Source organism: Bacillus sp. CFBP9009 (genome assembly GCF_036541465.1).
GTDB lineage: Bacteria > Bacillota > Bacilli > Bacillales > DSM-1321 > Peribacillus.
The window spans coordinates 180,566-204,602 of sequence record NZ_JAZHFU010000003.1; the positions used below are offsets into that span (position 1 = coordinate 180,566).

The window sequence follows — 24,037 nt, forward strand, 5'->3', positions numbered from 1 at the left end:
GTTTTAAATAAAAGACATTATCAGTTTATTCTTAACCGAAACATTCCGTTACGATAATTCCTATATTGACTGATTAAGCCTAACCTTCTCAGATAAGATATTGGATGATCTAAGGCTCCAAACATCCACATTCACGGACACAAACATTTACGGAGTTTGCCTGTACCCGCTAATTCCTTGATCGGTGGTTTTTTTCGAAAAAGTAATAACATAACAAGTCTTCGGTTTTGTTGCGAAGGCGGGGATTGAAATAATTATGATGTTCCTCGTATCCTTTATATAAAAAACAATACATCGTGAAGGATTCATCGCGTTTGATTTCACTAACCTTAATATTCTCCTTGCGCAAATAGCGCCGTACCTCGGCAAGTTCGTCTTGAACCACTTTTAAAATATGTTCGACTAGCTCCGAATAGGGCCTTTTTAATTTAAACGGACTAATTTCGATGACCTTGAGATCCCGGTTTAAGACTGTAATAACCATAGGGAGGTAGATGGCTTTTTCAATCATATTTCGGTCATCTTCTGGAATGCGGGTCATCATGACCGCCCCTTTCTAAAATAGCGCGTTTTTAATAAAAGTATGTATATTCCGCAAAACAAGAACGTTTGTTCTGTTTTTTATCCTAATGTATTTTCAGTGTATATGCAAGCAGTTTTGATAAATCAAGAAATATTCGTTAACAAGATTATGTTTTCCGGAGATAGGGAAAGTATGAAGATATATGGATAATAATTCTTGCAATTTCAGGGGAAAGTGATATATCTAAAATAAACAGTTTTTAATAAGTTTATGCTGCAATGATGGCAGCATGTCGAGGGAGATAATTATGGATTTGGATACTATACGTGAGTGGTTTACACTTGATCATATATCGGCACTTATTCAGCAATATCGCTCATTCGGTCCAATTCCTGGGATCTTGCTGCCGATGCTGGAAGCTTTTTTGCCTTTTTTGCCCTTAGTGGTGTTCGTGCTTGCTAATGCAACGGCTTTTGGTCTCTGGTGGGGATTTTTATTTTCTTGGATTGGTGCGGTAGCGGGGTCTTTTTTGATCTTTTGGATTATTAGAAGATATGGTCAAATGAGGTTTTTCCGATTTTTGCAAAAGCATAAACAGGTGCAGAGGTTGATGGTTTGGGTGGAAAGCCATGGATTCGGTCCTTTGTTCATATTACTCTGCTTCCCTTTTACACCTTCGGCTATCGTTAATATCGTGGCAGGACTTTCAAAAGTCAGTCCCTTGCAATATGGACTTGCAGTAGTGGGAGGGAAAGCGGTGATGATCTTCACGATCAGTTTCGTAGGTTACGATTTAGTATCCTTAATTCATAAGCCTGTGCGTACGATCATTATCGGGGTCGTCATCTTTATCCTATGGTATGTGGGGAAAAGATTGGAAGTCCGGTTAAATAAAAGCATGAAGAGAGAAGAAGGACAATAAATTAGTATATAAATGCAGTAGGGGTTGAACTAGATGGAAAAAGCAAACAAGAATTCTTTATCCGATTGGATAAAACCAGCGATGATAGCTTTTGTTATTTACATCTTAATCCGTACATTTTTCTTTTCAAGCTATGATGTTGAAGGGAAGTCGATGCAGCCGACCCTTGAAGATGGAAATAAACTTGTCGTGAATAAAATCAATTACCAGATTAATGATATCAACCGTTTTGACATTATTGTTTTTCATGCGAATTCACAAGAAGATTATGTTAAGCGAGTTATAGGGATTGCAGGTGACCGAATTCGTTATAAAGATGATTGGCTTTACGTAAATGGTGAGAAAGTGGATGAGCCTTATCTTGAGAAATTCAAGGAAGGTTTCCCAGGACAGGACTTTACGGGTGATTTTACATTAAAAGAATTGACGGACATGACCAAAGTTCCGGAGGGCAAGCTTTTTGTTATGGGTGATAATCGTCTTGAAAGTGCTGACAGCCGTCACTTTGGTTATATACCGGTTGAAAATGTTGTCGGTAAAGTGGATGTTCGATATTGGCCGGTCAATGATTTCAATTTTAAATTTACAGGTGAATGATTGTTGAAGCCCAAAAATAATGCGGGCTTTTTCTTTTGGGGGAAAACGCGAACGTACGATTGGTGTTTTTTAAAGGGAAACGGTAAAATAATAGAAAGTAAATCTAATTGGAAACAGAAACCTAGTCATAAAGACGAAAGTATTTCTGGTATGATGGGTCTAGATATTATGTTGTAAGGGGGAAAAAGAGATGTCACTCCGTTTTTTACTGGGAAGATCGGGTGCAGGGAAAACTTCGAATATATTGGACGAAATTCGCTCCAAATTGGCAGAAGATCCCGAAGGAAATCCAATTATCTACCTCGTTCCTGATCAGATGACGTTTCTATCTGAATATAAATTAATTAAAACACCAGGCCTTGCCGGAATGATCCGGACGCAGGTTTTCAGTTTTAGCAGGCTTGCATGGCGCGTCCTTCAGGAAACCGGGGGGATGAGCCGGCTGCATTTGGACAGTGTCGGCGTCAATATGTTGATACGGAAGATCATGGATGATAAAAAGGAAGAGTTAAAGATGTTTCGTCGATCTGCTGATAAGCAGGGGTTCATTGCACAGATGGAGCTAATGCTGGCTGAGTTCAAGCAGTATTGCATCCAACCTGATGACATTCAAAACTATTTGGCAGAAACCTCACAGGCCGGCAGCGGTATTCAGGATAAACTGCATGATCTTGAATTGGTCTATCAGGCTTTTGAGGATGAAATGGTTAACAAATATTTAGATTCCGAAGACTATTTCACTTTGCTGATCGAGAAAATGCCAGAGTCTTCATATATAAGGAATGCGGATATATACATCGATGGTTTTTATAGCTTGACTCCACAGGAATTAATGATTGTGGAAGAAATGATGAAGCTGTGCAGGAGTGTAACGATCTCGCTGACGTTAGATCAGCCCTACAGGCAATATGCCCCGGATGATTTGCAGCTGTTCAGGCAAACGGGAAATCTTTATCATCACCTTTATCAGGCTGGATTGAGGAATGGCATACCGATTTCAGAAGATCGAATCTTAAAAGGGGTGGAAAGGTTTGGAAAGAGTCCAGGGCTGAATCATCTGGAAACTTATTTTGCCATTCGTCCTGCACAAACGTTTGAGCAGTCACCTGATGTAACGATCGCCCAGGCAGTTAACCGCAGAGCTGAGATTGAAGGAGTTGCCCGGGACATCTTGTCGCTGGTCAGACAGAAACAGCACCGTTTCCGTGATATTGCGATTTTAGTCCGTAATGGGGAAGCATACGCAGATATTTTACAAACCGTTTTTCGGGATTATCAAATACCCTTGTTCGTCGATTCCAAACGGACGATGCTGAATCATCCTCTGATTGAACTGATTCGTTCCACTTTGGAGATCATCAATGGTTATTGGCGTTATGAGCCGGTATTTCGTGCAATCAAGACGGAGCTTCTATTTCCGCTGCAAAAAAACCACGATAGGATGCGCGAACAGGTAGATAAGCTGGAGAACTATGTGCTGGCCCGCGGCATTAAAGGAAGCAGGTGGACGTCCAAAGATCGTTGGACCTACAGGCGCTTCCGCGGCCTGGAACTCGAGGACCGGAACCAAACGGATAAGGAAATGAAGCTTGAGCAAGAGTTGAATGAGATGAAGCAATTATTTACCGAGCCCATCTTGAAGCTCTCAAAACGTGTTAAAAAGGCTGCTAATGGCAGGGAATTGTGTGAAGCCCTTTATCTATATCTTGAAGAATTGCATGTACCGGAAAAATTGGAAAAGCTGAAACTAGAGGCAGAAGAAGCAGGTGATTTGGTATCGGCAAGAGAGCATGAGCAAACTTGGAATGCGGTCGTCGACCTATTGGACCAATTCGTTGAACTGCTGAGCGGGGAAGAGCTCTCCATGAAACAGTTTGCGGTAATCATTGAGGCTGGTCTGGAATCTCTTGAATTTTCTTTGGTACCGCCGGCAATTGACCAAGTATTGGTCGCTAATCTAGATTTATCCCGCCTGGATGATGTGAAGACAGCTTTTGTTATCGGCCTGAACGAAGGGGTTCTGCCAGGAAAAGCTGTATCTGACGGGATATTTTCAGATAGTGATCGTGATGTGCTGCTGGCTGGTGGACTTGATGTTGCCCCAAGTTCAAAAGTGCGCCTGCTGGATGAGGAGTTTACAGCGTACAAAGCATTCACTACGCCTGCTGAGGCCCTTTATCTATCATATCCGCTTGCCGATGAGGAAGGAAAGGCACTTTTACCCTCATCCTATTTAAAACGGGTAAGGGACGTATTGCCTAACGTTTCCGAAGTGTATTATATGAACGATCCGTCCGATCTGCCTGCTGAGGAACAGGTGAAATATGCTGCGAATCATGATGTGGCCCTATCGTACCTGGCTGCCCAATTGCAGCTGAAAAAAAGGAACTATCCAATCCATTCACTATGGTGGGATGTATATAATGCCATTATTGATGATGAAAAGGCCGGTCCTTCAGCAACTAAGGTTTTATCGAGCCTTTTTTATCAAAATAGGACAAAGAAATTATCTGAGGAAACAAGTAAGCAATTATACGGTGAGAGCATTCTTACGAGTGTATCCAGGATGGAAATGTTCAATAGCTGCCCGTTTTCCCATTATGCCGCTCATGGCTTGAAATTGAGGGAACGGCAAATTTTCCGTTTGGATGCACCGGATATAGGCGAGATGTTCCATGGAGCGTTGAAAATGATTTCCGATTACTTGAAGGAACATGATATTCCTTGGTCTACATTGACTTCGGAACAATGCTTGGAGCTGGCCAGAATTGCCGTGGAGAGACTTGCTCCTAAACTCCAAAATCAAATTTTGTTAAGTACGAACCGCCATCACTATTTACGCAGGAAACTGGAACATGTGATTGGACGGGCCTCGATTGTATTAAGTGAACATGCAAAGGTGAGCGGTTTTGCTCCAATCGGATTAGAACTCGGATTCGGAAAAAATGGCGAGCTGCCGCCACTTTCTTTCACATTGAAAAACGGTACGAAGATGGAATTGATCGGGCGGATCGACCGTGTGGATAAAGCGGAAGAAGATGAGGGTGTCTATTTGCGTGTGCTCGATTATAAGTCGAGTGAAAAGGAACTGAACATGAGTGAAGTATATTATGGACTCGCGCTGCAGATGTTGACATACCTTGATATCGTCGTCACCCATTCCAAGTCGCTTATTGGAAAAGAAGCCATCCCTGCCGGGGTTTTATATTTTCATGTGCATAATCCCGTTGTCAAATCAAAGGGAATGCTCAGCTTGGATAAAATTGAAGAAGAAATTTATAAAAGTTTTAAAATGAATGGACTTGTACTGGATCACTCTAATGTCATTCAAATGATGGATACCTCACTTGATATTGAAAATTCTGGTAAGTCGGATATCATTCCAGCTGGATTTAAAAAGGACGGATCGCTCCTTGCGGCTTCCAAGGTTGCCAGCAGGGAAGAGTTTTCGCTTTTGAATAATCATGTGCGCCGTATTTATCAGGAGGCTGGTGATCGAATGGTCGATGGTGATGTGGATATAACGCCATACAAATTAAAGGAAAAAACGCCGTGTACCTTCTGTTCCTTTAAATCTGTATGCCAATTCGACCAGTCACTGGAAGAGAACCAATTCAGGAATTTGGCACAGAAAAAACAAAATGACGTTCTTGAGCTATTAAGGGGGGAGAGGGAGAGCGATGAGTAAAACGAAAATTCCTGCTCTGCCAGGAGACGTGACTTGGACGGAAGATCAATGGAAGGCGATATGGGCTAAAGATCAGGACATTCTGGTTGCGGCTGCAGCAGGCTCAGGGAAAACAGCGGTGCTGGTCAACCGGATCATTCAAAAAGTCATTTCGGAAGAAGATCCAATCGATGTTGATGAACTGCTCGTCGTTACATTCACCAATGCCTCGGCTGCCGAGATGCGTCATCGGATAAGTGAGGCATTAGAAAAAGCGATCAATGATAATCCGCATTCACAGCATTTGCGTAAGCAGTTGAGCTTGATTAATCGTGCTTCGATTTCCACACTTCATTCCTTTTGTTTAGAGGTGATCAGGAAGTATTATTATCTGACGGATATCGACCCAGGCTTCCGAATTGCAGATTCTACGGAGATCCAGCTGCTTCGTGATGAAGTGATGGAAGAGCTTTTCGAGGAGCAGTATGGGCAAAGTGATAATGAAGAGTTCTTTAATTTGGTTGATGCTTTCACTAGCGATCGAAACGATGATGCACTTCAGAATATCGTTCGATCGCTGCATGATTTTTCGCAATCGAATCCAGACCCGGACCAATGGCTTGATGGTGCCGCCAGCATGTATGAGCTGGCAGATGATGATGGGATTGATGATCTTTCGTTTATCGATTCATTGAAGTTCGATATTGGTTTACAATTGGACACCTCCAGGGATTTATTGGAACGCTCGCTTGCGTTGACAAAAATCCCTGGGGGGCCGGCACCAAGGGTTGAAAACTATATAGCCGATCTTGCCATGGTTGCTAAACTTTCGGAGGTGAAGGACCAATCCTGGAATGCTCTTTATGAAGAAATCCAAAATGTGAAATTTGGGACGGCAAAACGCCTTTCTGGCACAGAGTTTATCAAAGAAATTACGGATGAGGCTACCAAGTACCGTGATAAGGCGAAGAAGATCATCAAATCGTTACAGGAAGAGTTATTTTCCCGTAAACCGGAAAGCTACTTGCGAGATATAAGGGAGCTCAAGGGATATGTCTATACACTTGTAATGCTTGTTAAACGGTTTGACGAAAGATTCTTTGCTGCAAAAGCAGAAAAGAACTTGGTGGATTTCGCCGATTTGGAACATTATTGTCTTCAAATTTTGACAGGGGAAACGGCGGATGGTGAACGAAAACCTTCAGCGGCAGCCATTGAATACAGGAACCAGTTCAAAGAGGTGCTAGTGGATGAGTATCAGGATACGAACCTGGTTCAGGAATCCATTTTAAAACTTGTGACGGCTGACGGCGAATATGATGGGAATCTTTTCATGGTAGGCGATGTCAAGCAGTCCATTTACCGGTTCAGGCTTGCGGAACCGAATCTCTTCCTTGGAAAATACACACGTTTTACCCATGATGGTGTTGATTCCGGACTGAAAATTGATTTAAACCGGAATTTCCGGAGCCGAAAAGAAGTTCTCGATGGGACCAATTTCTTGTTTCAACAGCTGATGGGCATTACTGTCGGTGAGATTGATTATGATGAAGATGCCCAATTGAAAAAAGGCGCCCCATATCCCGAAGACGATCCAAACCCGATCGAACTCCATTTAATTGACGGAACAGCCGATCCGGAAGCTCATTCGGAAATGGAAGGATCGGATGGCGGGTTTGAGGCAGAGGAGCTTGAAAAAGCGCAGCTCGAAGCAAGGCAGATGGCAAAGCTCATTAAAAAGGCTATAAGCGAAAAGCATCGGATATATGATACGAAAACCAAAAAGTACCGATCTGCCACCTATCGGGACATGGTCATTCTTCTTCGTTCGATGCCATGGGCACCGCAAATCATGGAGGAATTTAAAAAACAAGGGATTCCAGTCTATGCTAATTTATCGACAGGGTATTTTGAAGCGACCGAAGTGGCCATCATGATTTCCCTATTGAAGGTGATTGATAATCCGCAACAGGATATCCCATTGGCATCCGTTCTCCGTTCACCCATCGTCGGACTGGATGAAGAAGAGATGTCACAGGTGCGTTTATTCCATACAGGGAGCTACTACGAAGCGCTAGCTGATTTTTACAGAAAGAGTGACCCGGAAGAACATCCGGGGCTTTATGAAAAGGCTACTGCTTTTTATAAAAAACTAGTGAAGTGGCGGAAGCTTGCCAGGCAGGAGGCATTATCAGATTTGATCTGGCTGCTATACCGCGAAACGCAGTTTTATGATTTTGCAGGTGGGATGCCGGGCGGTAAACAGCGTCAGGCCAATTTAAGAGCGCTGTATGACAGGGCAAGGCAATATGAAGCAAGTTCTTTTCGAGGTCTGTTCCGTTTCTTGCGTTTCATAGAAAGGATGCAAGAACGTGGAGATGATTTAGGGGCAGCTCGTGCTTTAGGGGAACAGGAAGATGTAGTCCGGCTGATGACGATTCACTCGTCAAAGGGGCTTGAGTTCCCGATCGTGTTCATTGCCGGTCTTTCCAAGCAATTCAATATGATGGATTTACGCAAGCCTTATTTACTGGATAAGGATTATGGCTTTGCGGCAAAGTATGTGAATTCCGAATTACGAATAACTTATCCATCCCTCCCTCAATTGGCTTTTAAGAAAAAAAAGCAGCTTGAATTAATTGCCGAGGAGATGCGTGTCCTCTACGTGGCTCTAACGAGGGCTAAGGAAAAGCTTTATTTGATTGCCAGTATCAATGATGCAGAAAAAACGCAGCAGAACTGGGAAAGTAATGCGGCACATGGAGATTGGCTATTGAAGGACTATGTACGGGCAGGTGCAAAAAGTTATCTTGATTGGATTGGTCCATCCCTTGTCCGGCATCGGGATTCTCTTGGGGCTGCGGGTCTTGGCTTGGAAATGGAGTCGCACCCATCGAATTGGTCGATTTCCGTCATTCAAAGTGAAGAGCTTGCTGTTCTGGATGAGGAAGAGGCACTGGTTCAAGAGCAAATGCTTGAACATGTCCAGAAATCGGAGAAAGTCGGTATCGTTTCCGAGTTTTATGATGATATCAAGGAACAGCTCGAGTGGGAGTACCCGGGTCATGAGGCGACGGTGTATCGTTCCAAGCAATCCGTTTCTGAACTAAAACGTCAATATGAACTCAAGGACGAGCAAAGCTCCACAGAGCTGTTGCGTAAATTTAAGCGGCCTATCACGAAGCGGCCGACTTTCATGCAAGAAAAGTCACTGACTCCTGCTGAAAGGGGTACGATTACACATTTAGTCATGCAGCATATTGATCTATCTAAAGAGATTACCATTCAATCGATTCAGCAACTGATCATTGACTTGATTCAACGTGAGTTGTTGACGGAGGAACAGAAAGAAGCTGTGGATCCGGAGACGATCGTCGATTTCTTTAACAGTGGAATCGGGCAAAGAATGCAGAGGGCCGAGAGCATTCGCCGTGAAGTGCCATTTACGATGTCGCTGCCTGCAAAGGAAGCTTACAGCGATTGGGCAGCTGGAGATGAAGAGATCCTTATCCAAGGTGTGATTGATTGTATCTTTGAGGATGAACAAGGTCTTGTGCTTCTCGATTATAAAACGGATACAATCACTGGCCGTTTTGCTAGCGGATATGAAGGGGCTAAAGAGATTCTTGCCGATCGATACCGGATGCAGCTTCAGCTCTATACGAGGGCTGTTGAAGGGATAATGAATAAGAAGGTAACAGGCCGTTACTTGTTTTTCTTTGACGGCTCGCATTTATTGGAAGTATAAGAGAGAAGGAGTGTCCCATTGATGTGATGTGGGACGCTTCTTTTTGGTTAAATAAACAGAATAGTTTGAAAAGATATAAATGCTTACTATATACTAGTGGAGAAAAATACCTTTTTAAAGGAGTAGAGAAAAGTATGACGAGTGAGATCAAGAGCAAGGGATACTTTGGTGAATTCGGTGGAAGCTTTGTCCCGGGTGAACTTCAGGAAGTAATGGATATTTTAGAAACGGAATTTCTGAAATACAAGGATGACCCGGAATTCATTGAGGAGTTTCAATATTATCTGAAAGAATATGTCGGACGCGAAAACCCGTTAACACTTGCAAAGAATTTAACGAAAAAGGTTGGCGGGGCAAAAATATACTTGAAGCGTGAAGATCTGAATCATACAGGTGCTCACAAAATTAATAATGCGATCGGCCAAATCCTGCTCGCTAAACGGATGGGTGCCAAACGCATCATCGCAGAAACTGGAGCTGGGCAGCATGGTGTGGCGACTGCGACAGCATGTGCGATGTTTGGCATGGAGTGTGTGATCTATATGGGTAAGCTGGATACAAAGAGGCAGGCATTGAATGTCTTTCGGATGGAATTGTTGGGGGCAAAAGTCGTAGCGGTCGAAAAGGGACAGGGTCGATTGAAGGATGCTGTTGATGAGGCATTGAATGACTTGGTGCAAAACTATGAAAATACTTTTTACTTGCTTGGTTCAGCAGTGGGACCGCACCCATATCCAACGATCGTTAAGCATTTCCAATCAATCATAAGTGAAGAATCAAAGCGCCAGATCCTTGAAAAGGAAGGAAAAATGCCAACTGCCATCATTGCTTGTGCAGGAGGGGGAAGTAATGCGATTGGTGCTTTTGCTCATTATATCGATGAAGAAAATGTCCGATTAATTGGTGTAGAGCCAATTGAAGCCCCAAGTATTTCACAAGGTGTACCGGCAGTATTGCACGGATTCAAAAGTTTGACGTTAGTGGACGAACAAGGGGAACCAAAACCGACATTTTCCATAGCCGCCGGTTTGGATTACCCGAGCGTGGGACCCGAGCATAGTTTTTTGAAAGATAGCGGACGAGCGGAGTATGTGACGGTAAATGGGGAAGAAGCTCTTGAGGCTTTTCAGGTATTATCCAAAACAGAGGGAATCATTCCAGCTCTCGAAAGCTCACATGCTCTAGCTCACGCCATGAAGCTCGCAAAAGAGTTAACAAGAGATGATATACTGATCGTTAATTTATCAGGCAGGGGAGACAAAGATGTTGAGCAAGTATTCAACATGTTAGAAAAATAGGCCGAATTTAAAAGCCTCCCTGGAAATGGGAGGCTTTTTCTTTGACTAATTATTCCCTGTAATGGGCTGGTCAACTCCATTGATATCAAGGACATTGCTTCCATTCAGGCCATTGGCCGTAAAGACGATTGCAGCTGTGTTCCCTGAACCGGATCCGGTAACCGTTTTGGAGGAAGACTTAGGGGAAATGACGGCGCAATCACCGAATAACAGGTTTCCTTGCGCGACATTAAATACTTGAACTGGACCGATAATGGCGGGCATATGAACCCCTCCTTTAAAAGTTTAAGTGTTGTTGGTTGAATCCTCGATTGGCGTCTCTTCGTTTTCTTTAGGAACCTCCCGAATATGTTTCACTCTTGATTCCATACGTGCATGACCTACGTTCCCCACGCCAACCACAGATGAGGATGATATCCCGATTATATTGATATTGCCTACCCGTATGAAGGGATTCGGATTTGAAAAACTTGTTACAACTGGTTCATTCGATCTCGGAATATAAAGTGGTTTCTTAAAAATGTCATAGTCCTCGAAATGAATATCGACAGAATCGAAAGTTTCACTTTTCTTTTGAACCGCTAAAGCCAGGGAAATTCCGTCAATATATGAAGTATCCCCTATTTGCAGGGTGGAGCAGAATGAGACCGTATCGGATAATAAAGATTTTACTTTTGATATTCTAGAAAACATGTTATTTATCCTTCTGGAGAAAGCGGCACGAATGGCCCGATGATAAGGGATTCCGGCGGGGTATCGAATGCGGAAGATAGTTGGACCGTTTGGACATCCCCAATGAGAAATAAAGCAGAGCTCGCTACACCGGTAATATGAATATCACCTACACAAAGCTGGTGATTGGTTACATTAAACTCCATTTGGATTTCCTCCTGTCTCGGCTTGTGAATGAGTAATGAATTGAATCAATGCAGCTTGAATATCGGATTTTACCTGTTCCTTGATCTTTTCCTTGACGTTATCACGCTGCTGCGGTACACGTTCGGCGGCAGAAAGATTATCGAAATACATATTGATTCGTTGATGAAGCTGGCGTTCGACGTCCTGTTTAATGAAGTCGTGATAAGAAGGTTCCAATGATATTTTCAGTTGTGTTTCCGTATCATGGATCATAATTTCCAAGTCTGAAAGAATATCGTTGTGCATTTCCTGGACGACGATTTCCCGGCCTGGAAATAGGTTTGGTGCAGGTTGAACGGGTTGGTTGTTGACGGCAAATTCATCAATGTTGTTAAGGTCAGCTGGATTTAAACCGATATTCAATGTTCCATCTAAAGATTCGACTTTTAACTGATCGAATTTATATTCAATTTTATCTACATGGATTGGCGGTTTATTTTTCAGCTCGGCAAGTTCATCTGTCAGGCGTTTGATTTCGTGTTCAAGTTTCATGATCCGCTTATCCTGGGCTTCAAGAAAACGCTGCATTTGTATGGAATATGAATATAGATCCTGATTCACGACTCAACACCTCACCTTCACAATAAGTAAATTTCATATATGACAGTATATGAAAAAGTTGGATGTAGGTGAATGCCTATCAACCAGGGGTAAATGGGACGAAACTGGCTGATGGGGTAACATCAGCTTCAATTTGTGGAGCAGGCTCAGTGAATCCACCGGTATTGGCTAACGTGGAATATGGTTTAATCACCCCGGCACTTCCTATTTGAAAAACGGATGAATTGGCGATGCTTTCAATTTTTATCATATTGATTTGTATGGTCTGGTGAATATTGAAGATCATGCTGACTCCTTTCTTAAAACATTAGAGATTTAAGACCAGTGGCTGATCAACACCATCAGTATCATTTGTATTCGTGGTGCTATAGGCATTATAGAGGGATATGGATTCACCCGTATTAAAAGAGCCAGCACCTGCAAACGTTTTTGAGGTGGAATATGGATTAATTTTAAAGACGTCACCAATATGGACAATTCCACTGCTACCGACGTTGATGACTTGAACGATTCCTACGATGGCCGGCAAGAAAATCACCCTTTTTTTATTCTGGTTTTCCCTTGAATCTCAGGCCATGAGCCTATTACTGAAGGGAGTTTCAATGTATTGTATGTTGACTGATGATTGATGTGATTCATCTGCCTATCAATATATTGTTATATAACAATGGTAGATATTATTGAAATGTTATAAACAGATATGGTAATATAATGCTAATTCAGAATTTTCAAATAAAACTAGAGGTGAGGAAATGAATGTACCATTAGTATTATCGCATTTCTTAGATCGAGCAGCCTTACTATATGGCGATAAGAAAGCCATCATTGGAGATGAGAAGGTATTAACCTACGCAGAATTGAACGGACGTGTAAACCAGCTTTCAAATGGTTTAAGGGATCTTGGAGTCAAAAAGGGTGATAAGGTGGCATATTTGGCACCTAACTCAATTGAAATGCTTGAAGGCTTTTATGGGGTATTTCAGCTTGGGGCAGTAATCGTTCCCTTGAATATCCGCTTGAAGCCTGCCGATTATGTATTCATTTTGAACCATAGCGAGTCAAAGGTCCTTTTCGTAGATCAGGAATTGTATCATCTTATTTCCCCTGTCAAGGATGAACTTGAATCGGTGGAGCACATAATTGTTCATTATAAAGATGAAGAGATAAATGAAACCGATTACAACCATTGGCTGGAACGTTATGATGACAAGTGCTTTAACCGGGAGACCGTGGATGAAAATGATGTTTCGAGCCTCCTTTATACTAGCGGGACCACAGGGAATCCTAAAGGGGTGATGCTGACTCACCGCAACAACTATTTACATGCCCTGGGTGCGATGCATCATTTCAGGGTCAATGACCGCGATACATATTTGCATGTACTGCCGATGTTCCACGTGAATGGGTGGGGTGCCCCATTTTATTATACGGCAAATGGTGCCACTCAAGTTTGTTTGAGGAAAACCAGCCCCGAAACGATATTTGAAGCACTACAAAAGCATAAGGTTTCCATCATGCATATGGCACCAACGGTTTTGAATTCATTGTTTCAATATTATGAACGGAATGTTCCGAATCTTGAGCAGGATATTCGAATCGTTGTTGCGGGTTCCGCTCCGCCTCCTGCATTCGTTACAAGGGTGGAAAAAGAGTTAGGCTGGGAATTCATTCAAATTTACGGAATGACTGAATCGACACCGGTTAGTCTGATATCGCTGATTCGTTCTGAATTCGATGATCTTTCGGAAAAAGAAAAATACAGAATGAAGGCGAAAGCCGGATATCCCATCATAGGCAGTGAGGTACGGGTCATCCATGACAATGGTGAGGAAGTGGCCCATGATGGCGTGGATATCGGGGAACTCATCGTCCGCAGTCATGGAGTGATGTTAGGTTATTGGAAAAATAAAGAAGCTACCAGCCAGACATTGAGAGATGGATGGCTGCATACAGGGGATATGGCCACGATTGATGAAAATGGCAATGTGGATATAGTTGACCGCAAAAAGGATATCATCATTAGTGGCGGAGAAAATATCTCTTCCATAGAAGTGGAAGGAGTGCTCTACGAACATCCGGACATTCTTGAAGCGGCAGTCATTGCCGTTCCCCATGAAAAGTGGGGGGAGACGCCGCATGCCTTCATTGTGCCAAAAAGGGGCGTGGAATTAACGGAGGATGATATAAGGACCTTCACACGGGAAAAACTAGCTCACTTTAAATCAGTTACCAGTGTGTCGTTCGTCGATGAGCTTCCGAAAACGGCATCGGGGAAAATACAAAAAATCCATCTCCGTAATGATTACTGGGAATCTAAGGGGAAAACAGGCAGATTCGTCAATTGAAGCTCGCTAACGCTGTTCAGAAATGATCAGCGTTTTTTTCTGTTTGCCCGTTCGATGGGTTTCATATTAAGCTATGAAGATATCGGACCTGATAAATGAAGATTGCGGGGGCGATATTTTTCCATTCGTAAATAAGCTCCAGTGACTCATTGTTTTCGATAAAAAGCTTCCTGTTTAACGAGAAAGTGTTACTATTATAAAATATTTCAAATTATTATAATTTTCATTTTTTCTCATGTTTATTGTAAGAGTCTTGGATTGTGGGGGAGAGCATTGAAACGTATTCATTATAGCTGGGTTATTTTAATCATAACATTCTTCTCGATTATTGTAGCCGGTATCGTTAGGTCATCATCGGGAGTATTCATCGTTCCATTTGAAAATGAGTTCGGGTGGGACCGGTCCGTCATTTCTTTAGCCTTCGCCATAAGTTTGTTTCTTTATGGATTATCGGGTCCATTCATGGCCGCTCTAATTGAAGTGCTTGGATTGAAGAAAATGATGGTATTGGCCATGTCCACTTTATTGGCAGGGATTTTTCTCACTTTTTTCATGGAGCATGAGTGGCAGCTCATTCTTATCTGGGGAATTATCATTGGATTGGGTTCTGGAGTGTTTTTAACGGTATTGAGCCCATATGTGGCAAATCGTTGGTTCGAGAAGAGGCGGGGACTGGCGGTAGGGATACTCACGGCAAGTATGGCCACAGGTCAGCTCATTTTACTTCCGGTTTTAGCCATCATCATTGAGAATTACTCGTGGAGATGGGCGATTGGATTAATTTTGGTCCTTAGCTTGATCATGCTGGCAATCATCCTTTTGTTCATGAAAAACAATCCGAAGGAAGTGGGCACTCTTCCATATGGATTAGAAGAGGAAAATCAGGAGGCTGTTACAGTCCAAAAGAAGAACCCCATGGCCATGGCCTTTCAGTCGTTGATTGAAGCAGTGAGAGTGAAGGAATTCTGGTTATTGGCAGGAAGCTTTTTTATATGCGGACTTTCAACGAGCGGGTTGATCGGCACACATTTCATTTCTTACTGCATTAGTTTTGGTTTACCGGTTGTGACGGCAGCATCATTGCTATCTTTCATGGGAATCTTTGATTTGATTGGTACGACTGTATCCGGGTGGTTATCAGATCGTTTTGATAACCGTTGGCTGTTGTTTTGGTATTATGCTCTAAGGGGTGCTTCCCTCGTATTACTTCCTTTTGCGCTTAATGAAGGCTCAATCGGCCTATTGATCATCTTTTCCGTTTTTTATGGCTTGGATTGGATTGCCACCGTTCCTCCGACCATAAGCATTTCAAGGCAAGTCTTTGGCATGGAGAAAAGCGGAATCGTATACGGGTGGATATTCGCGGCCCATCAGGTCGGTGCAGCAGTGGCGGCGTACGGTGGAGGGCTTATCTTCAAAATATTCAACTCCTATACATGGGCATTCTTCCTTGCAGGAATCTTTTGCTTATTGGGCAGTTTGTTTGTCATACTGATAAAAAAGCAAAAAGCGGTCACGAAAGTTAAAGATGGTGCAATGGAGTTGTAGAAAAATCTGTATGGATGAAAGAGGGTGTACCTATGAAGGGCACGATGGTACCAATGCAGGAAAGTAAAAGGGTCGTAAGCATCGATATTTTACGTGGATTAGCCATTTTAGGGATTTTTTTAGTGAATATGCCTTCTTTCCACTCGCCGCTCTTGTACATAGATGGTGCCGAGCGGTGGGCCGGAGGATGGGACAGGATTTTGTATGTATTCAGTGATATTGTCGCACAGGCCAGCTTTTATCCGTTATTTGCCTTTCTGTTCGGTTTCGGGGCGATTATACTGGCTGTAAGGAGTGAAGAAAAGGGTACTTCATTTCCTTTGCTATATATGAAAAGGCTAAGTTTCCTGCTGACACTTGGATGCATTCATGCTTTTTTCATCTGGCATGGGGACATCCTCATTAATTATGCTGTATTTGGGTTTGCCTTTTTGTTTTTTTATAAGATGAAGGGCAGGAATTTAATTCTGCTAGGCTCGGTTTGTTATGTCCTGCCTTTTGCGATATTGGGTTCACTATTTCTTATAATGGGCATTTTTGAAGGGGATGCGATGGCAATCACGACTGATTCGGAGATGATGAAACAGTCTTTGGAAGTTTATCAATCTGGTACATTTACGGAAATAATGAGTCAAAGGGCGCTGGATTGGTATATGGTGAACAACCCCTTTAATGCCATTATCCTTTTTTTATCGATTTTTCCATTTTTTTTAATGGGAGCAGGCGTTGCAAAACAAGGCTTTCTCCAAAATCCAACCCAATATAAACGACAATTGAAAACGATATCGATTGTAAGTTTGCTATTGGGCATGTCAATTAAGATTCTGCCATATGTGACGGTATACCATTTTGGTACGATATTCGTGCAGGATTATTTGGGAGGACCGTTACTTACGATTTTTTATATCACGGCAATCGCGCTTTTGGCGGAGCGGGCAGGGGCTTCCCGCCTATTACAACCGTTTTCGTATATCGGAAGGATGTCGATGAGCAATTACTTGTTCCAATCGATGGTATGTACGGCCATTTTTTATTCATATGGGCTTGGTTTATATGGATCAGTCTCTTATACGACAGGATTTGTTTTCCTAATAGCCCTGTTTTGCCTGCAAATTCTGCTTTCCTTATTGTGGATGGGTCTGTTTAATTACGGACCTGTTGAATATATATGGCGTTTTTTTACATATGGTAAAAAGCCGGTTATGCGCAAGTAGGGACCAGTTAAGAAGAAAAGTATATGATGTTCATTAAATTGTTGGTTTTACCCATTCAGGTGGATCCTTAGTTTTGTTTTTTTGTAAAAGCCTATGATATGATGAAATGGAAACTGAACGAGGGGGCAAAAAAATGACACATATGCATATTACAGCTTGGGTTATCGGAATCATTCTTTTCTTTGTCACATATTCGATGCTTAAAGGTGAAAACCCGAAAGCGAAAATGCTACATATGATAACACGGTTGTTCTATCTATTGATTTTCCTTACTGGCGGCATGCTGATCACTGATTTTGGTGCTTACGCAGTGAAAATGATTGTCGGAATCATCGTGATTGCGGCGATGGAAATGGTGCTGGTCCGTACGAAAAAAGGAAAAAGCACAAGTGCCATGTGGACATTGTTCATCGTAGCGTTTGTATTCGTCCTTTATTTAGGACTTTCGCTGCCACAAGGAATGGACTTTTTTTAATACAGAATTAAAAACGGGTAAATGAGGAAATCTCATTTACCCGTTTTCTTTTACCCGTTATTGTGAATTCACTTTCTCAATGACGATCCTTTTTCCGGTGTTCAGGGTGAATTCAAAACGATCATGATCCTTTTTCCCGTAAGAAAAGTGGTGCTGAACGAGACAAATTTGGCTCTCGTTATCAAAGGTGAAGAAATTCACGCCGGACTGGTTTGGGACGGCCCTTAAAAAGGTGAGCTGGTTATAGCTATATATACAATCATAAATAGAAAAATCAAGTGAATTCAATGTGGTTACAAATTGGAAAAAAGAATCGTCGTTCAATTCTTCCAATAAACGTTCAAAAGAGTAGAGCAGTTTTTTGCGTATCCGAATGGGCTCATTTTCCCTTAAGAAGGTGATTTCCCGATGAAGCAGGATTTTTCCCTCTTCTTCAATTACTCCTTGCTGCCAGCGCCCACCCCTGTACACTTCGATGATGCTGTCAACGTGGTCTTCAATGGAGCAGGCCTCATCTGTTTCATCATCGAAAAAAATCCATTGTTGATTGATATTTTCCACTGTTCCTTCGGTAAAAGCTCTTGTTTGCCTGTTCATTAACTTAGTTCGTTGTTGCTGACTCATACATATACCTCCAATAGTGGAATCCTCACCTACTTTTTAGTCAAAATCCAATGAAAATATAACTGTATATTTTAAAATATTATGGACAAATAACCATCTTTCCGTCTTTGCATAGGCTATGTTTAAACACGGGATGCTTTGCTCAACAATTCATTAACGACGCCGGGCGTTGTGGGCAAGGGGGTCCTACGGAATGATGCTAAAGCGATACTTAGGGACTGTAAATCTTTTTAAGACAGGGAGCCAATATATTTTTGATAGTCCGGATAGAAAGGATGAAGTGTAAAATGTGTGGGATAACAGGCTGGGTGCATTTTCAAAAAGATTTACGGACAAAAACGAAAACGCTGGAAAACATGACAAAAACGTTGGCAAAGCGGGGGCCAGACGAAGAAAATGTTTGGAGCGAAGCCCATGTTGCCTTTGGTCATAAACGGTTAACGGTTGTCGACGCGGAAGGCGGAAAACAGCCGATGACGAAAAATCACGAAAACGGCAGATATACGCTTTGTTATAATGGTGAGCTATATAACACCGAGGATATTCGTAAACAGCTATTATTAAAAGGATATTCCTTTAACGGTCATTCTGATACAGAAGTTTTGCTAACTTCTTATATAGAATGGAAAGAAAAATGCATTGACTTGTTCAATGGGATTTTTGCGTTTGCGATTTGGGATGAAAAGGAACAGAAATTATTCGTTGGAAGAGATCGCATGGGGGTAAAACCATTCTTTTACGCGGAAAGGGACGGCGGGTTCATTTTTGGATCGGAGCTGAAGGCGATTCTGGCCCATCCGGATGTTAAAACGGAGATTGACCGCGAAGGGCTGTCTGAGGTTTTTGGTGTTGGTCCATCCCGAAAGCCAGGTTCAGGCGTATTTCATAATATCCAGGAATTAAGGCCTGCCCATGCGCTTACTTTATCAAGGAAAGGCCTCCGGATTTGGAGATACTGGAATGTGAAAAGCGAAGAACACCGGGATACTCTTGATGAGACGGCCGAGAAGGTTCGCTTCCTTGTCGAAGATGCAGTGACACGGCAACTTGTATCAGATGTTCCGCTTTGTACCTTCTTATCAGGAGGGCTTGACTCAAGCGCGATAACGGCCATTGCTGCAAACGCCTATCAAAAAGAAGGGAAAGGGCCGCTTCATACGTATTCCATTGATTATGAGGATAATGAGCGCTATTTTAAAGCAAATGATTTTCAGCCTAACTCTGATGGGTATTGGATTAAAAAGATGTCGGATAGTTTTAACACGGTTCACCATTCATCGATCATCACTCAAGTGGAGTTGACAAATTATTTAACGGAAGCTGTCCTTGTAAGGGACCTCCCAGGCATGGCGGATGTCGATTCTTCTTTACTTTGGTTTTGTAAGGAAATCAAGCGGGATTTTGTTGTAGGCCTGTCCGGTGAATGTGCGGATGAAATTTTTGGCGGTTATCCTTGGTTTCATCGTGAGGATGATTTGAATCGTGCTGGTTTTCCATGGATGAGATCTACGGATGAGCGGGTATCTTTATTGAAAAAGGGATGGCGCGAGAAATTGAAGCTCGAGGAATATGCTCAGGAAGCTTATTTGACCACCCTTGCCGAAACGCCTAAATTGGAGGGCGAAAGCGGTGTAGCAGCGAAGCGGAGAGAGCTTTTCTATGTGAATTTATTATGGTTCATGACGACTCTCCTTGACCGGAAGGACCGGATGAGTATGGGTGCAAGTCTAGAGGTGCGCGTGCCATTTGCCGATCATCGCCTTGTTGAATATGCATGGAACATTCCTTGGGAAATGAAAATGGAAGGCAACCGTGAAAAGGGTATTCTAAGGAAGGCTTTGGAGGGGCTGTTACCGGATGAAGTATTATATCGTAAAAAAAGTCCATATCCAAAAACCCATAATCCTATATATACAGACCGTGTGCAGGCGTGGTTGAAAGACTTACTGATGGATAAAAATTCGATCCTGCATGAGTTTTTCGATAAGCAGAAGCTAACCGATATAGTAGATTCCAGGGGTGCCGCTTTTAAAGTGCCGTGGTTCGGGCAATTGATGTCAGGTCCACAGCTGCTCGCTCACTTGGCACAAACCCATGTATGGTTCAAAGAATATGATATCCAAATAATCGAATGAAAAAAACGGGGCGGATGATTTTCATTGCCCCGTTTTTTTCATTGCCTCAATGATTGATTGCGAGAATTTTATATTGATAACCGCTCAATTCAATTTTGCCAACTTGTGTGGTTACTTTTGTTCTTAAATCCGTTAGTGTACGTCCTTCCAAATCGAAAGGGAGGGTAAAGGATTGCTGGACATCCGTCGGATTGATGAGGATCACGACAGAACGTTTTTCATTATACTTTTGGTAGGCCACGATATTTTCGTTTCCGGCTGTATCAAGGAATTTGAACTTCCCGTCATTGGCAAGTAATCGTTCTTCTTTTCGCAAGGAGATCAATGCCTTAATTTCATTGAGTAGCTCGGTGTTTTGTTTTTCCTCTTCCCAGACCATGCATTTTCGGCACCCTGGATCCATGCCACCGGTTAAGCCGATTTCATCGCCATAGTATATACAAGGGCTGCCATTGAATGTCAGCAGGATTGCGTGGATGAGCTTGGCTCGAGCTAGATCTTCCCCGCAATCCGTGAAAATCCGCGGTGTATCATGGCTTCCAAGAAGATTGAATGTCACGTCAAAAACATTGGTCGGATAACTGTGATAGATAGCTGTCATTTCTTCTGTGAACTCGCGTGCATTGATGGTTTGTGAGGCGACCAGGCGAAAAACTTGGTTGGTGAAAGGGTAATTCATGACGGCATCGAACTGATCGCCGCGAAGCCATGGCATTGAGTCATGCCAAATTTCCCCAAGAATATAAAGGTCAGGCTTTATTTTTTTCACCGTTGTTCGAAATTCACGCCAGAATGGCTGGTCGACTTCATTTGCCACATCGAGCCGCCAGGCGTCTATATCGAACTCCTTGATCCAATAAGCCGAGACTTCGAGCAGATATTCTTTCACCTCCGGATTTTTCGTATTCAATTTTGGCATCGATTCAAAAAAACCGAATGTTTCATAATTGGGCCTTTCCCCTCCCTTAAGTGGGAAGCTATGTGGGTGGAACCAATCCTTATATTTCGATTTCTCTCCTTTTTCGAGTAAATCCTGAAAAGGGGGGAAATAGTAGCCGCTATGGTTAAAAACGGCATCCAGCATGACCCGGATATTCCGTTTGTGGCATTCGGTTATGAGCGTTTTCAATGTTTCCTTCGTTCCGAATTGCGGATCGATACTCCGATAATCAATCGTATCGTATTTATGATTGGAGTGGGCATGGAAGATTGGTGTGAAATAGATTCCGTTGATGCCGAGATTCTCTAGGTAATCCAAATGTTCAATGATTCCTTCGAAGTCCCCGCCAAAAAAATTATCCACCGCCGGGTCTTCACTTCCCCAGGGTTTCACACCTTCCGGATCGTTGTCGGGGTTTCCGTTCGCAAAACGTTCAGGGAAAATTTGGTACCAAATTGTATCCTTGACCCATTCCGGTGCCCCGAAAACTTCATTTTGATGCAGATAGGGAATCGCGAAATAGCATCCGGGATCTCGGGGGGGTTCTTTAAAGAAGCCCTTTTCCGTGAAAAATGCACTTTCATCTTCTGAGGTTACCTTGAACCCATATCGAATTCTTCGATAGGGAGGCTTCACATAAATATGCCAGTAATCATAACGGTTATCACTGCCTGACAAACTCATGGGAAGCTCTTCGTACTGCCATTGACCATTATCTGATATGTATGGATCACCAAAAATCAATCCAACTGAGGAGATATCTTGTTTTTTCGTACGTAGGCGGATATGTAGGGTTTCAGTGTTGATGGGATAGCCGTAATTGTCATTAGGTCTATGGTGCATGGATGAAAATTCCATTTTAAACCACTCCAATTCTATAAGTATTTGAGGATGTGAAAAAGGAAACTTCCAGCTGTTTATGAGGGGGATCTCTATGAAGCTGCACTAGCCAGGTTAAGTGTTTTTTTCAATATGGTTATATACCCTATTTCAATTGAAAGAAGCACTTATTAACTAAAAAATAACAAAAAGTGTTCATCACTACAAGGAAATAAATACGTCAAGGAAAATGTTGTAAAAACCAAAGCCGTTCATATAATGATAACAATAGCTTTGGTATCGCTTTCATTAAGTGGCTTTATTTGAAGTACTGAACTGAAAAAACAGTATTATTTAGTGCTTTTGGACATGATAGAATAAACATTTTAAAAAGGAGAATCAAAGTGAAGAAGCTGATTTTTCATTTGTTCATGTCCATGTTTTTGATCGTTAGTGTAAGTGCTTGTGGTTCCAGTTCAGATTTGGAAAATGAAGCAGTGAAAGAAAATAAGAAAAAAGAAGACGAAGCCAGCAATGAAGCGAAGCCGGAAAAATTGATCATTTGGGAGGAAAAAGGTAGAGCGGAGGCCCTAAAGCCGGTGATTGAAGCTTTTGAAAAAGAATATGGAATCAAAGTTGAGCATGAAGAGCTTGAAATAGCTACCGAGATGTATGAGCGGCTTCGTCGTGATGGGCCAATCGGAAACGGAAAGGCCCCGGATGTCGTAACTTTTTCTCATGAAAGAGTCGGGCAAATCGTGAAGGAAGGCTTAATTCAGGAAGTGAAGGTGAAAGATGAGGTATTGAATGCCTTCATTGAACCTTCAATTAGGGGGGAAATGTATCAAGATAAGGTATTTGGATTGCCGAAATCCGTAAACACATCCGTTTTCTTTTATAATAAAAAATTGATGGCTAAGGCTCCTGAGACGATGAATGGCCTTTATAAAATGGCGAAGGAATTAAGAAAGGGTAACGTTCATGGTTATTACGCCAAATGGAATGATTTCCATGATTCGTATGGAGTAATCGCTGGAATGGGAGGTTATATATTTAAAGATAAGAATGGAAAACTAGACCCTTCCGACATTGGTTTGAATAATAAGGGTGCCATAAAAGGGGCTGCATACATCCAAAAATGGTATGGGGCGGGTTTGATTCCAAAAGGCGACAAGGCAGCGATCGAAAAGTTGTTCATACAAGGGAATTTGGCTTCTATCATGAGTGACGGGAACTCATTTACCGAGCGGAAGGATATAGGAATTGCCCCCATGCCTGAATTACCCAATGGCAAGCCAATGAAAACGTTCATGGAAATCAAAGGCTGGCATGTAACAGCATTCACAAAACATCCTTATTGGTCTACGAAGTTAGTTGAATATTTGACTAATGATGATAATGCAATGCAGCGTTATGATTTAACAGGGGAAATCCCTCCGAATAAATCAATCAAACACAATGCCGCAATCAATGAAAATGAAAGGGCACAAGCCTTAAGCATACAATTACAATACGCTGAACCAGTACCGAATATTCCGGAAATGAATAAGGTATGGGGACCGATGAATTCAGCCATGGATGAAATGACCACTCAAAAAGCAAAACCAAAAAGGGCCTTGGATAAAGCGGTCAAGACGATAAAAAAAGAACGTTAATCATGTTCTGCCTTTTTCCGATTCAGAAACCATAACCAGTATCCCCAA

21 protein-coding genes are annotated in these 24,037 nt (G+C 42.4%); 12 read left to right on the top strand and 9 right to left on the bottom strand.

Going from position 1 to position 24,037, the window contains the following annotated elements:
* Positions 1–169: 169 nt before the first annotated feature.
* On the bottom strand, positions 170–541 hold the full coding sequence (locus V3595_RS10225; protein ID WP_101224156.1) for a YhjD family protein: 372 nt from the start codon (positions 539–541) through the stop codon (positions 170–172).
* Between the two features lie 289 nt (positions 542–830).
* On the opposite strand from V3595_RS10225, the gene V3595_RS10230 reads away from it, so the two are divergent.
* The 6 genes from V3595_RS10230 (at position 831) to trpB (ending at position 10,755) form a co-directional block, all read left to right on the top strand.
* The gene (locus V3595_RS10230) at positions 831–1,445 is read left to right on the top strand and encodes a TVP38/TMEM64 family protein (protein WP_485907030.1); all 615 of its coding nucleotides are present in this window, start codon (positions 831–833) and stop codon (positions 1,443–1,445) included.
* Between the two features lie 33 nt (positions 1,446–1,478).
* Complete coding sequence (lepB, locus tag V3595_RS10235; protein WP_485907032.1) at positions 1,479–2,042, top strand: signal peptidase I; 564 nt, start codon at positions 1,479–1,481, stop codon at positions 2,040–2,042.
* Between the two features lie 3 nt (positions 2,043–2,045).
* Entirely contained in the window at positions 2,046–2,219 is a 174-nt protein-coding gene (locus V3595_RS10240; RefSeq protein WP_485907034.1) for a hypothetical protein, read from the top strand.
* A gap of 13 nt (positions 2,220–2,232) precedes the next feature.
* On the top strand, positions 2,233–5,730 hold the full coding sequence (gene addB / locus V3595_RS10245; protein WP_485907036.1) for a helicase-exonuclease AddAB subunit AddB: 3,498 nt from the start codon (positions 2,233–2,235) through the stop codon (positions 5,728–5,730).
* Positions 5,723–9,457 carry a helicase-exonuclease AddAB subunit AddA gene (addA, locus tag V3595_RS10250; RefSeq protein ID WP_485907037.1) on the top strand — a complete coding sequence of 1,245 codons (3,735 nt, stop codon included), beginning with the start codon at positions 5,723–5,725 and terminating at the stop codon, positions 9,455–9,457. The genes addB and addA overlap by 8 nt, the downstream gene beginning before the upstream one ends.
* A gap of 134 nt (positions 9,458–9,591) precedes the next feature.
* The gene (trpB, locus tag V3595_RS10255; RefSeq protein WP_485907039.1) at positions 9,592–10,755 is read left to right on the top strand and encodes a tryptophan synthase subunit beta; all 1,164 of its coding nucleotides are present in this window, start codon (positions 9,592–9,594) and stop codon (positions 10,753–10,755) included.
* Between the two features lie 45 nt (positions 10,756–10,800).
* Here trpB and V3595_RS10260 read toward each other — a convergent pair whose 3' ends face one another.
* The 6 genes from V3595_RS10260 to V3595_RS10285 all read right to left on the bottom strand — a co-directional run bounded on the left by V3595_RS10260 (position 10,801) and on the right by V3595_RS10285 (position 12,763).
* Positions 10,801–11,019, bottom strand: a complete 219-nt coding sequence (locus V3595_RS10260) for a spore germination protein (RefSeq protein WP_367233022.1) — start codon at positions 11,017–11,019, stop codon at positions 10,801–10,803.
* A 21-nt stretch (positions 11,020–11,040) separates the two neighbouring features.
* Positions 11,041–11,448 (bottom strand): spore germination protein GerPE, encoded by a 408-nt coding sequence (locus V3595_RS10265; RefSeq protein WP_485907041.1) that lies wholly within the window; start codon positions 11,446–11,448, stop codon positions 11,041–11,043.
* A 5-nt stretch (positions 11,449–11,453) separates the two neighbouring features.
* A complete protein-coding gene (locus V3595_RS10270) occupies positions 11,454–11,633 on the bottom strand; it encodes a spore gernimation protein GerPD (protein WP_485907042.1) in 180 nt (59 codons plus the stop codon).
* On the bottom strand, positions 11,623–12,201 hold the full coding sequence (gene gerPC / locus V3595_RS10275; RefSeq protein WP_485907577.1) for a spore germination protein GerPC: 579 nt from the start codon (positions 12,199–12,201) through the stop codon (positions 11,623–11,625). The genes V3595_RS10270 and gerPC overlap by 11 nt, the downstream gene beginning before the upstream one ends.
* 112 nt (positions 12,202–12,313) lie before the next feature.
* Positions 12,314–12,520 carry a spore germination protein GerPB gene (locus tag V3595_RS10280; RefSeq protein WP_402941294.1) on the bottom strand — a complete coding sequence of 69 codons (207 nt, stop codon included), beginning with the start codon at positions 12,518–12,520 and terminating at the stop codon, positions 12,314–12,316.
* Between the two features lie 21 nt (positions 12,521–12,541).
* Positions 12,542–12,763, bottom strand: coding sequence for a spore germination protein (locus V3595_RS10285; protein WP_063592643.1), 222 nt, complete (start codon positions 12,761–12,763; stop codon positions 12,542–12,544).
* 223 nt (positions 12,764–12,986) lie between these two features.
* Here V3595_RS10285 and V3595_RS10290 point away from each other — a divergent pair, with 223 nt between their 5' ends.
* The 4 genes from V3595_RS10290 to V3595_RS10305 all read left to right on the top strand — a co-directional run bounded on the left by V3595_RS10290 (position 12,987) and on the right by V3595_RS10305 (position 17,816).
* Complete coding sequence (locus V3595_RS10290; RefSeq protein WP_485907044.1) at positions 12,987–14,579, top strand: long-chain-fatty-acid--CoA ligase; 1,593 nt, start codon at positions 12,987–12,989, stop codon at positions 14,577–14,579.
* Between the two features lie 273 nt (positions 14,580–14,852).
* Positions 14,853–16,127: an MFS transporter gene (locus V3595_RS10295; RefSeq protein ID WP_485907046.1), complete on the top strand. Its 1,275-nt coding sequence runs from the start codon at positions 14,853–14,855 to the stop codon at positions 16,125–16,127.
* A 32-nt stretch (positions 16,128–16,159) separates the two neighbouring features.
* Positions 16,160–17,341 (top strand): DUF418 domain-containing protein, encoded by a 1,182-nt coding sequence (locus tag V3595_RS10300; RefSeq protein ID WP_485907048.1) that lies wholly within the window; start codon positions 16,160–16,162, stop codon positions 17,339–17,341.
* Positions 17,342–17,474: 133 nt separating this feature from the next.
* Positions 17,475–17,816, top strand: coding sequence for a YisL family protein (locus V3595_RS10305; protein WP_485907049.1), 342 nt, complete (start codon positions 17,475–17,477; stop codon positions 17,814–17,816).
* A gap of 57 nt (positions 17,817–17,873) precedes the next feature.
* Here V3595_RS10305 and V3595_RS10310 read toward each other — a convergent pair whose 3' ends face one another.
* On the bottom strand, positions 17,874–18,440 hold the full coding sequence (locus V3595_RS10310) for a DUF2777 domain-containing protein (RefSeq protein WP_020018810.1): 567 nt from the start codon (positions 18,438–18,440) through the stop codon (positions 17,874–17,876).
* A gap of 287 nt (positions 18,441–18,727) precedes the next feature.
* Here V3595_RS10310 and asnB point away from each other — a divergent pair, with 287 nt between their 5' ends.
* Positions 18,728–20,575 (top strand): asparagine synthase (glutamine-hydrolyzing), encoded by a 1,848-nt coding sequence (asnB, locus tag V3595_RS10315; protein WP_485907051.1) that lies wholly within the window; start codon positions 18,728–18,730, stop codon positions 20,573–20,575.
* A 46-nt stretch (positions 20,576–20,621) separates the two neighbouring features.
* Here asnB and V3595_RS10320 read toward each other — a convergent pair whose 3' ends face one another.
* Positions 20,622–22,373, bottom strand: a complete 1,752-nt coding sequence (locus V3595_RS10320) for a glycoside hydrolase family 13 protein (RefSeq protein ID WP_485907053.1) — start codon at positions 22,371–22,373, stop codon at positions 20,622–20,624.
* A 365-nt stretch (positions 22,374–22,738) separates the two neighbouring features.
* On the opposite strand from V3595_RS10320, the gene V3595_RS10325 reads away from it, so the two are divergent.
* On the top strand, positions 22,739–23,989 hold the full coding sequence (locus tag V3595_RS10325) for a sugar ABC transporter substrate-binding protein (protein WP_485907055.1): 1,251 nt from the start codon (positions 22,739–22,741) through the stop codon (positions 23,987–23,989).
* Positions 23,990–24,037 lie beyond the last annotated feature (48 nt).

What these genes read in the sequence shown, in the direction of transcription:
- V3595_RS10320 (WP_485907053.1), bottom strand. Translation starts at nt 22,373, where the DNA reads ATGGAATTTTCATCCATGCACCATAGACCTAATGACAATTACGGCTAT.
- V3595_RS10260 (WP_367233022.1), bottom strand. Translation starts at nt 11,019, where the DNA reads ATGCCCGCCATTATCGGTCCAGTTCAAGTATTTAATGTCGCGCAAGGA.
- gerPC (WP_485907577.1), bottom strand. Translation starts at nt 12,201, where the DNA reads ATGCAGCGTTTTCTTGAAGCCCAGGATAAGCGGATCATGAAACTTGAA.
- V3595_RS10265 (WP_485907041.1), bottom strand. Translation starts at nt 11,448, where the DNA reads ATGTTTTCTAGAATATCAAAAGTAAAATCTTTATTATCCGATACGGTC.
- V3595_RS10225 (WP_101224156.1), bottom strand. Translation starts at nt 541, where the DNA reads ATGACCCGCATTCCAGAAGATGACCGAAATATGATTGAAAAAGCCATC.
- V3595_RS10305 (WP_485907049.1), top strand. Translation starts at nt 17,475, where the DNA reads ATGACACATATGCATATTACAGCTTGGGTTATCGGAATCATTCTTTTC.
- V3595_RS10300 (WP_485907048.1), top strand. Translation starts at nt 16,160, where the DNA reads ATGAAGGGCACGATGGTACCAATGCAGGAAAGTAAAAGGGTCGTAAGC.
- asnB (WP_485907051.1), top strand. Translation starts at nt 18,728, where the DNA reads ATGTGTGGGATAACAGGCTGGGTGCATTTTCAAAAAGATTTACGGACA.
- V3595_RS10270 (WP_485907042.1), bottom strand. Translation starts at nt 11,633, where the DNA reads ATGGAGTTTAATGTAACCAATCACCAGCTTTGTGTAGGTGATATTCAT.
- addA (WP_485907037.1), top strand. Translation starts at nt 5,723, where the DNA reads ATGAGTAAAACGAAAATTCCTGCTCTGCCAGGAGACGTGACTTGGACG.
- V3595_RS10290 (WP_485907044.1), top strand. Translation starts at nt 12,987, where the DNA reads ATGAATGTACCATTAGTATTATCGCATTTCTTAGATCGAGCAGCCTTA.
- V3595_RS10310 (WP_020018810.1), bottom strand. Translation starts at nt 18,440, where the DNA reads ATGAGTCAGCAACAACGAACTAAGTTAATGAACAGGCAAACAAGAGCT.
- addB (WP_485907036.1), top strand. Translation starts at nt 2,233, where the DNA reads ATGTCACTCCGTTTTTTACTGGGAAGATCGGGTGCAGGGAAAACTTCG.
- V3595_RS10230 (WP_485907030.1), top strand. Translation starts at nt 831, where the DNA reads ATGGATTTGGATACTATACGTGAGTGGTTTACACTTGATCATATATCG.
- lepB (WP_485907032.1), top strand. Translation starts at nt 1,479, where the DNA reads ATGGAAAAAGCAAACAAGAATTCTTTATCCGATTGGATAAAACCAGCG.
- V3595_RS10280 (WP_402941294.1), bottom strand. Translation starts at nt 12,520, where the DNA reads ATGATCTTCAATATTCACCAGACCATACAAATCAATATGATAAAAATT.
- trpB (WP_485907039.1), top strand. Translation starts at nt 9,592, where the DNA reads ATGACGAGTGAGATCAAGAGCAAGGGATACTTTGGTGAATTCGGTGGA.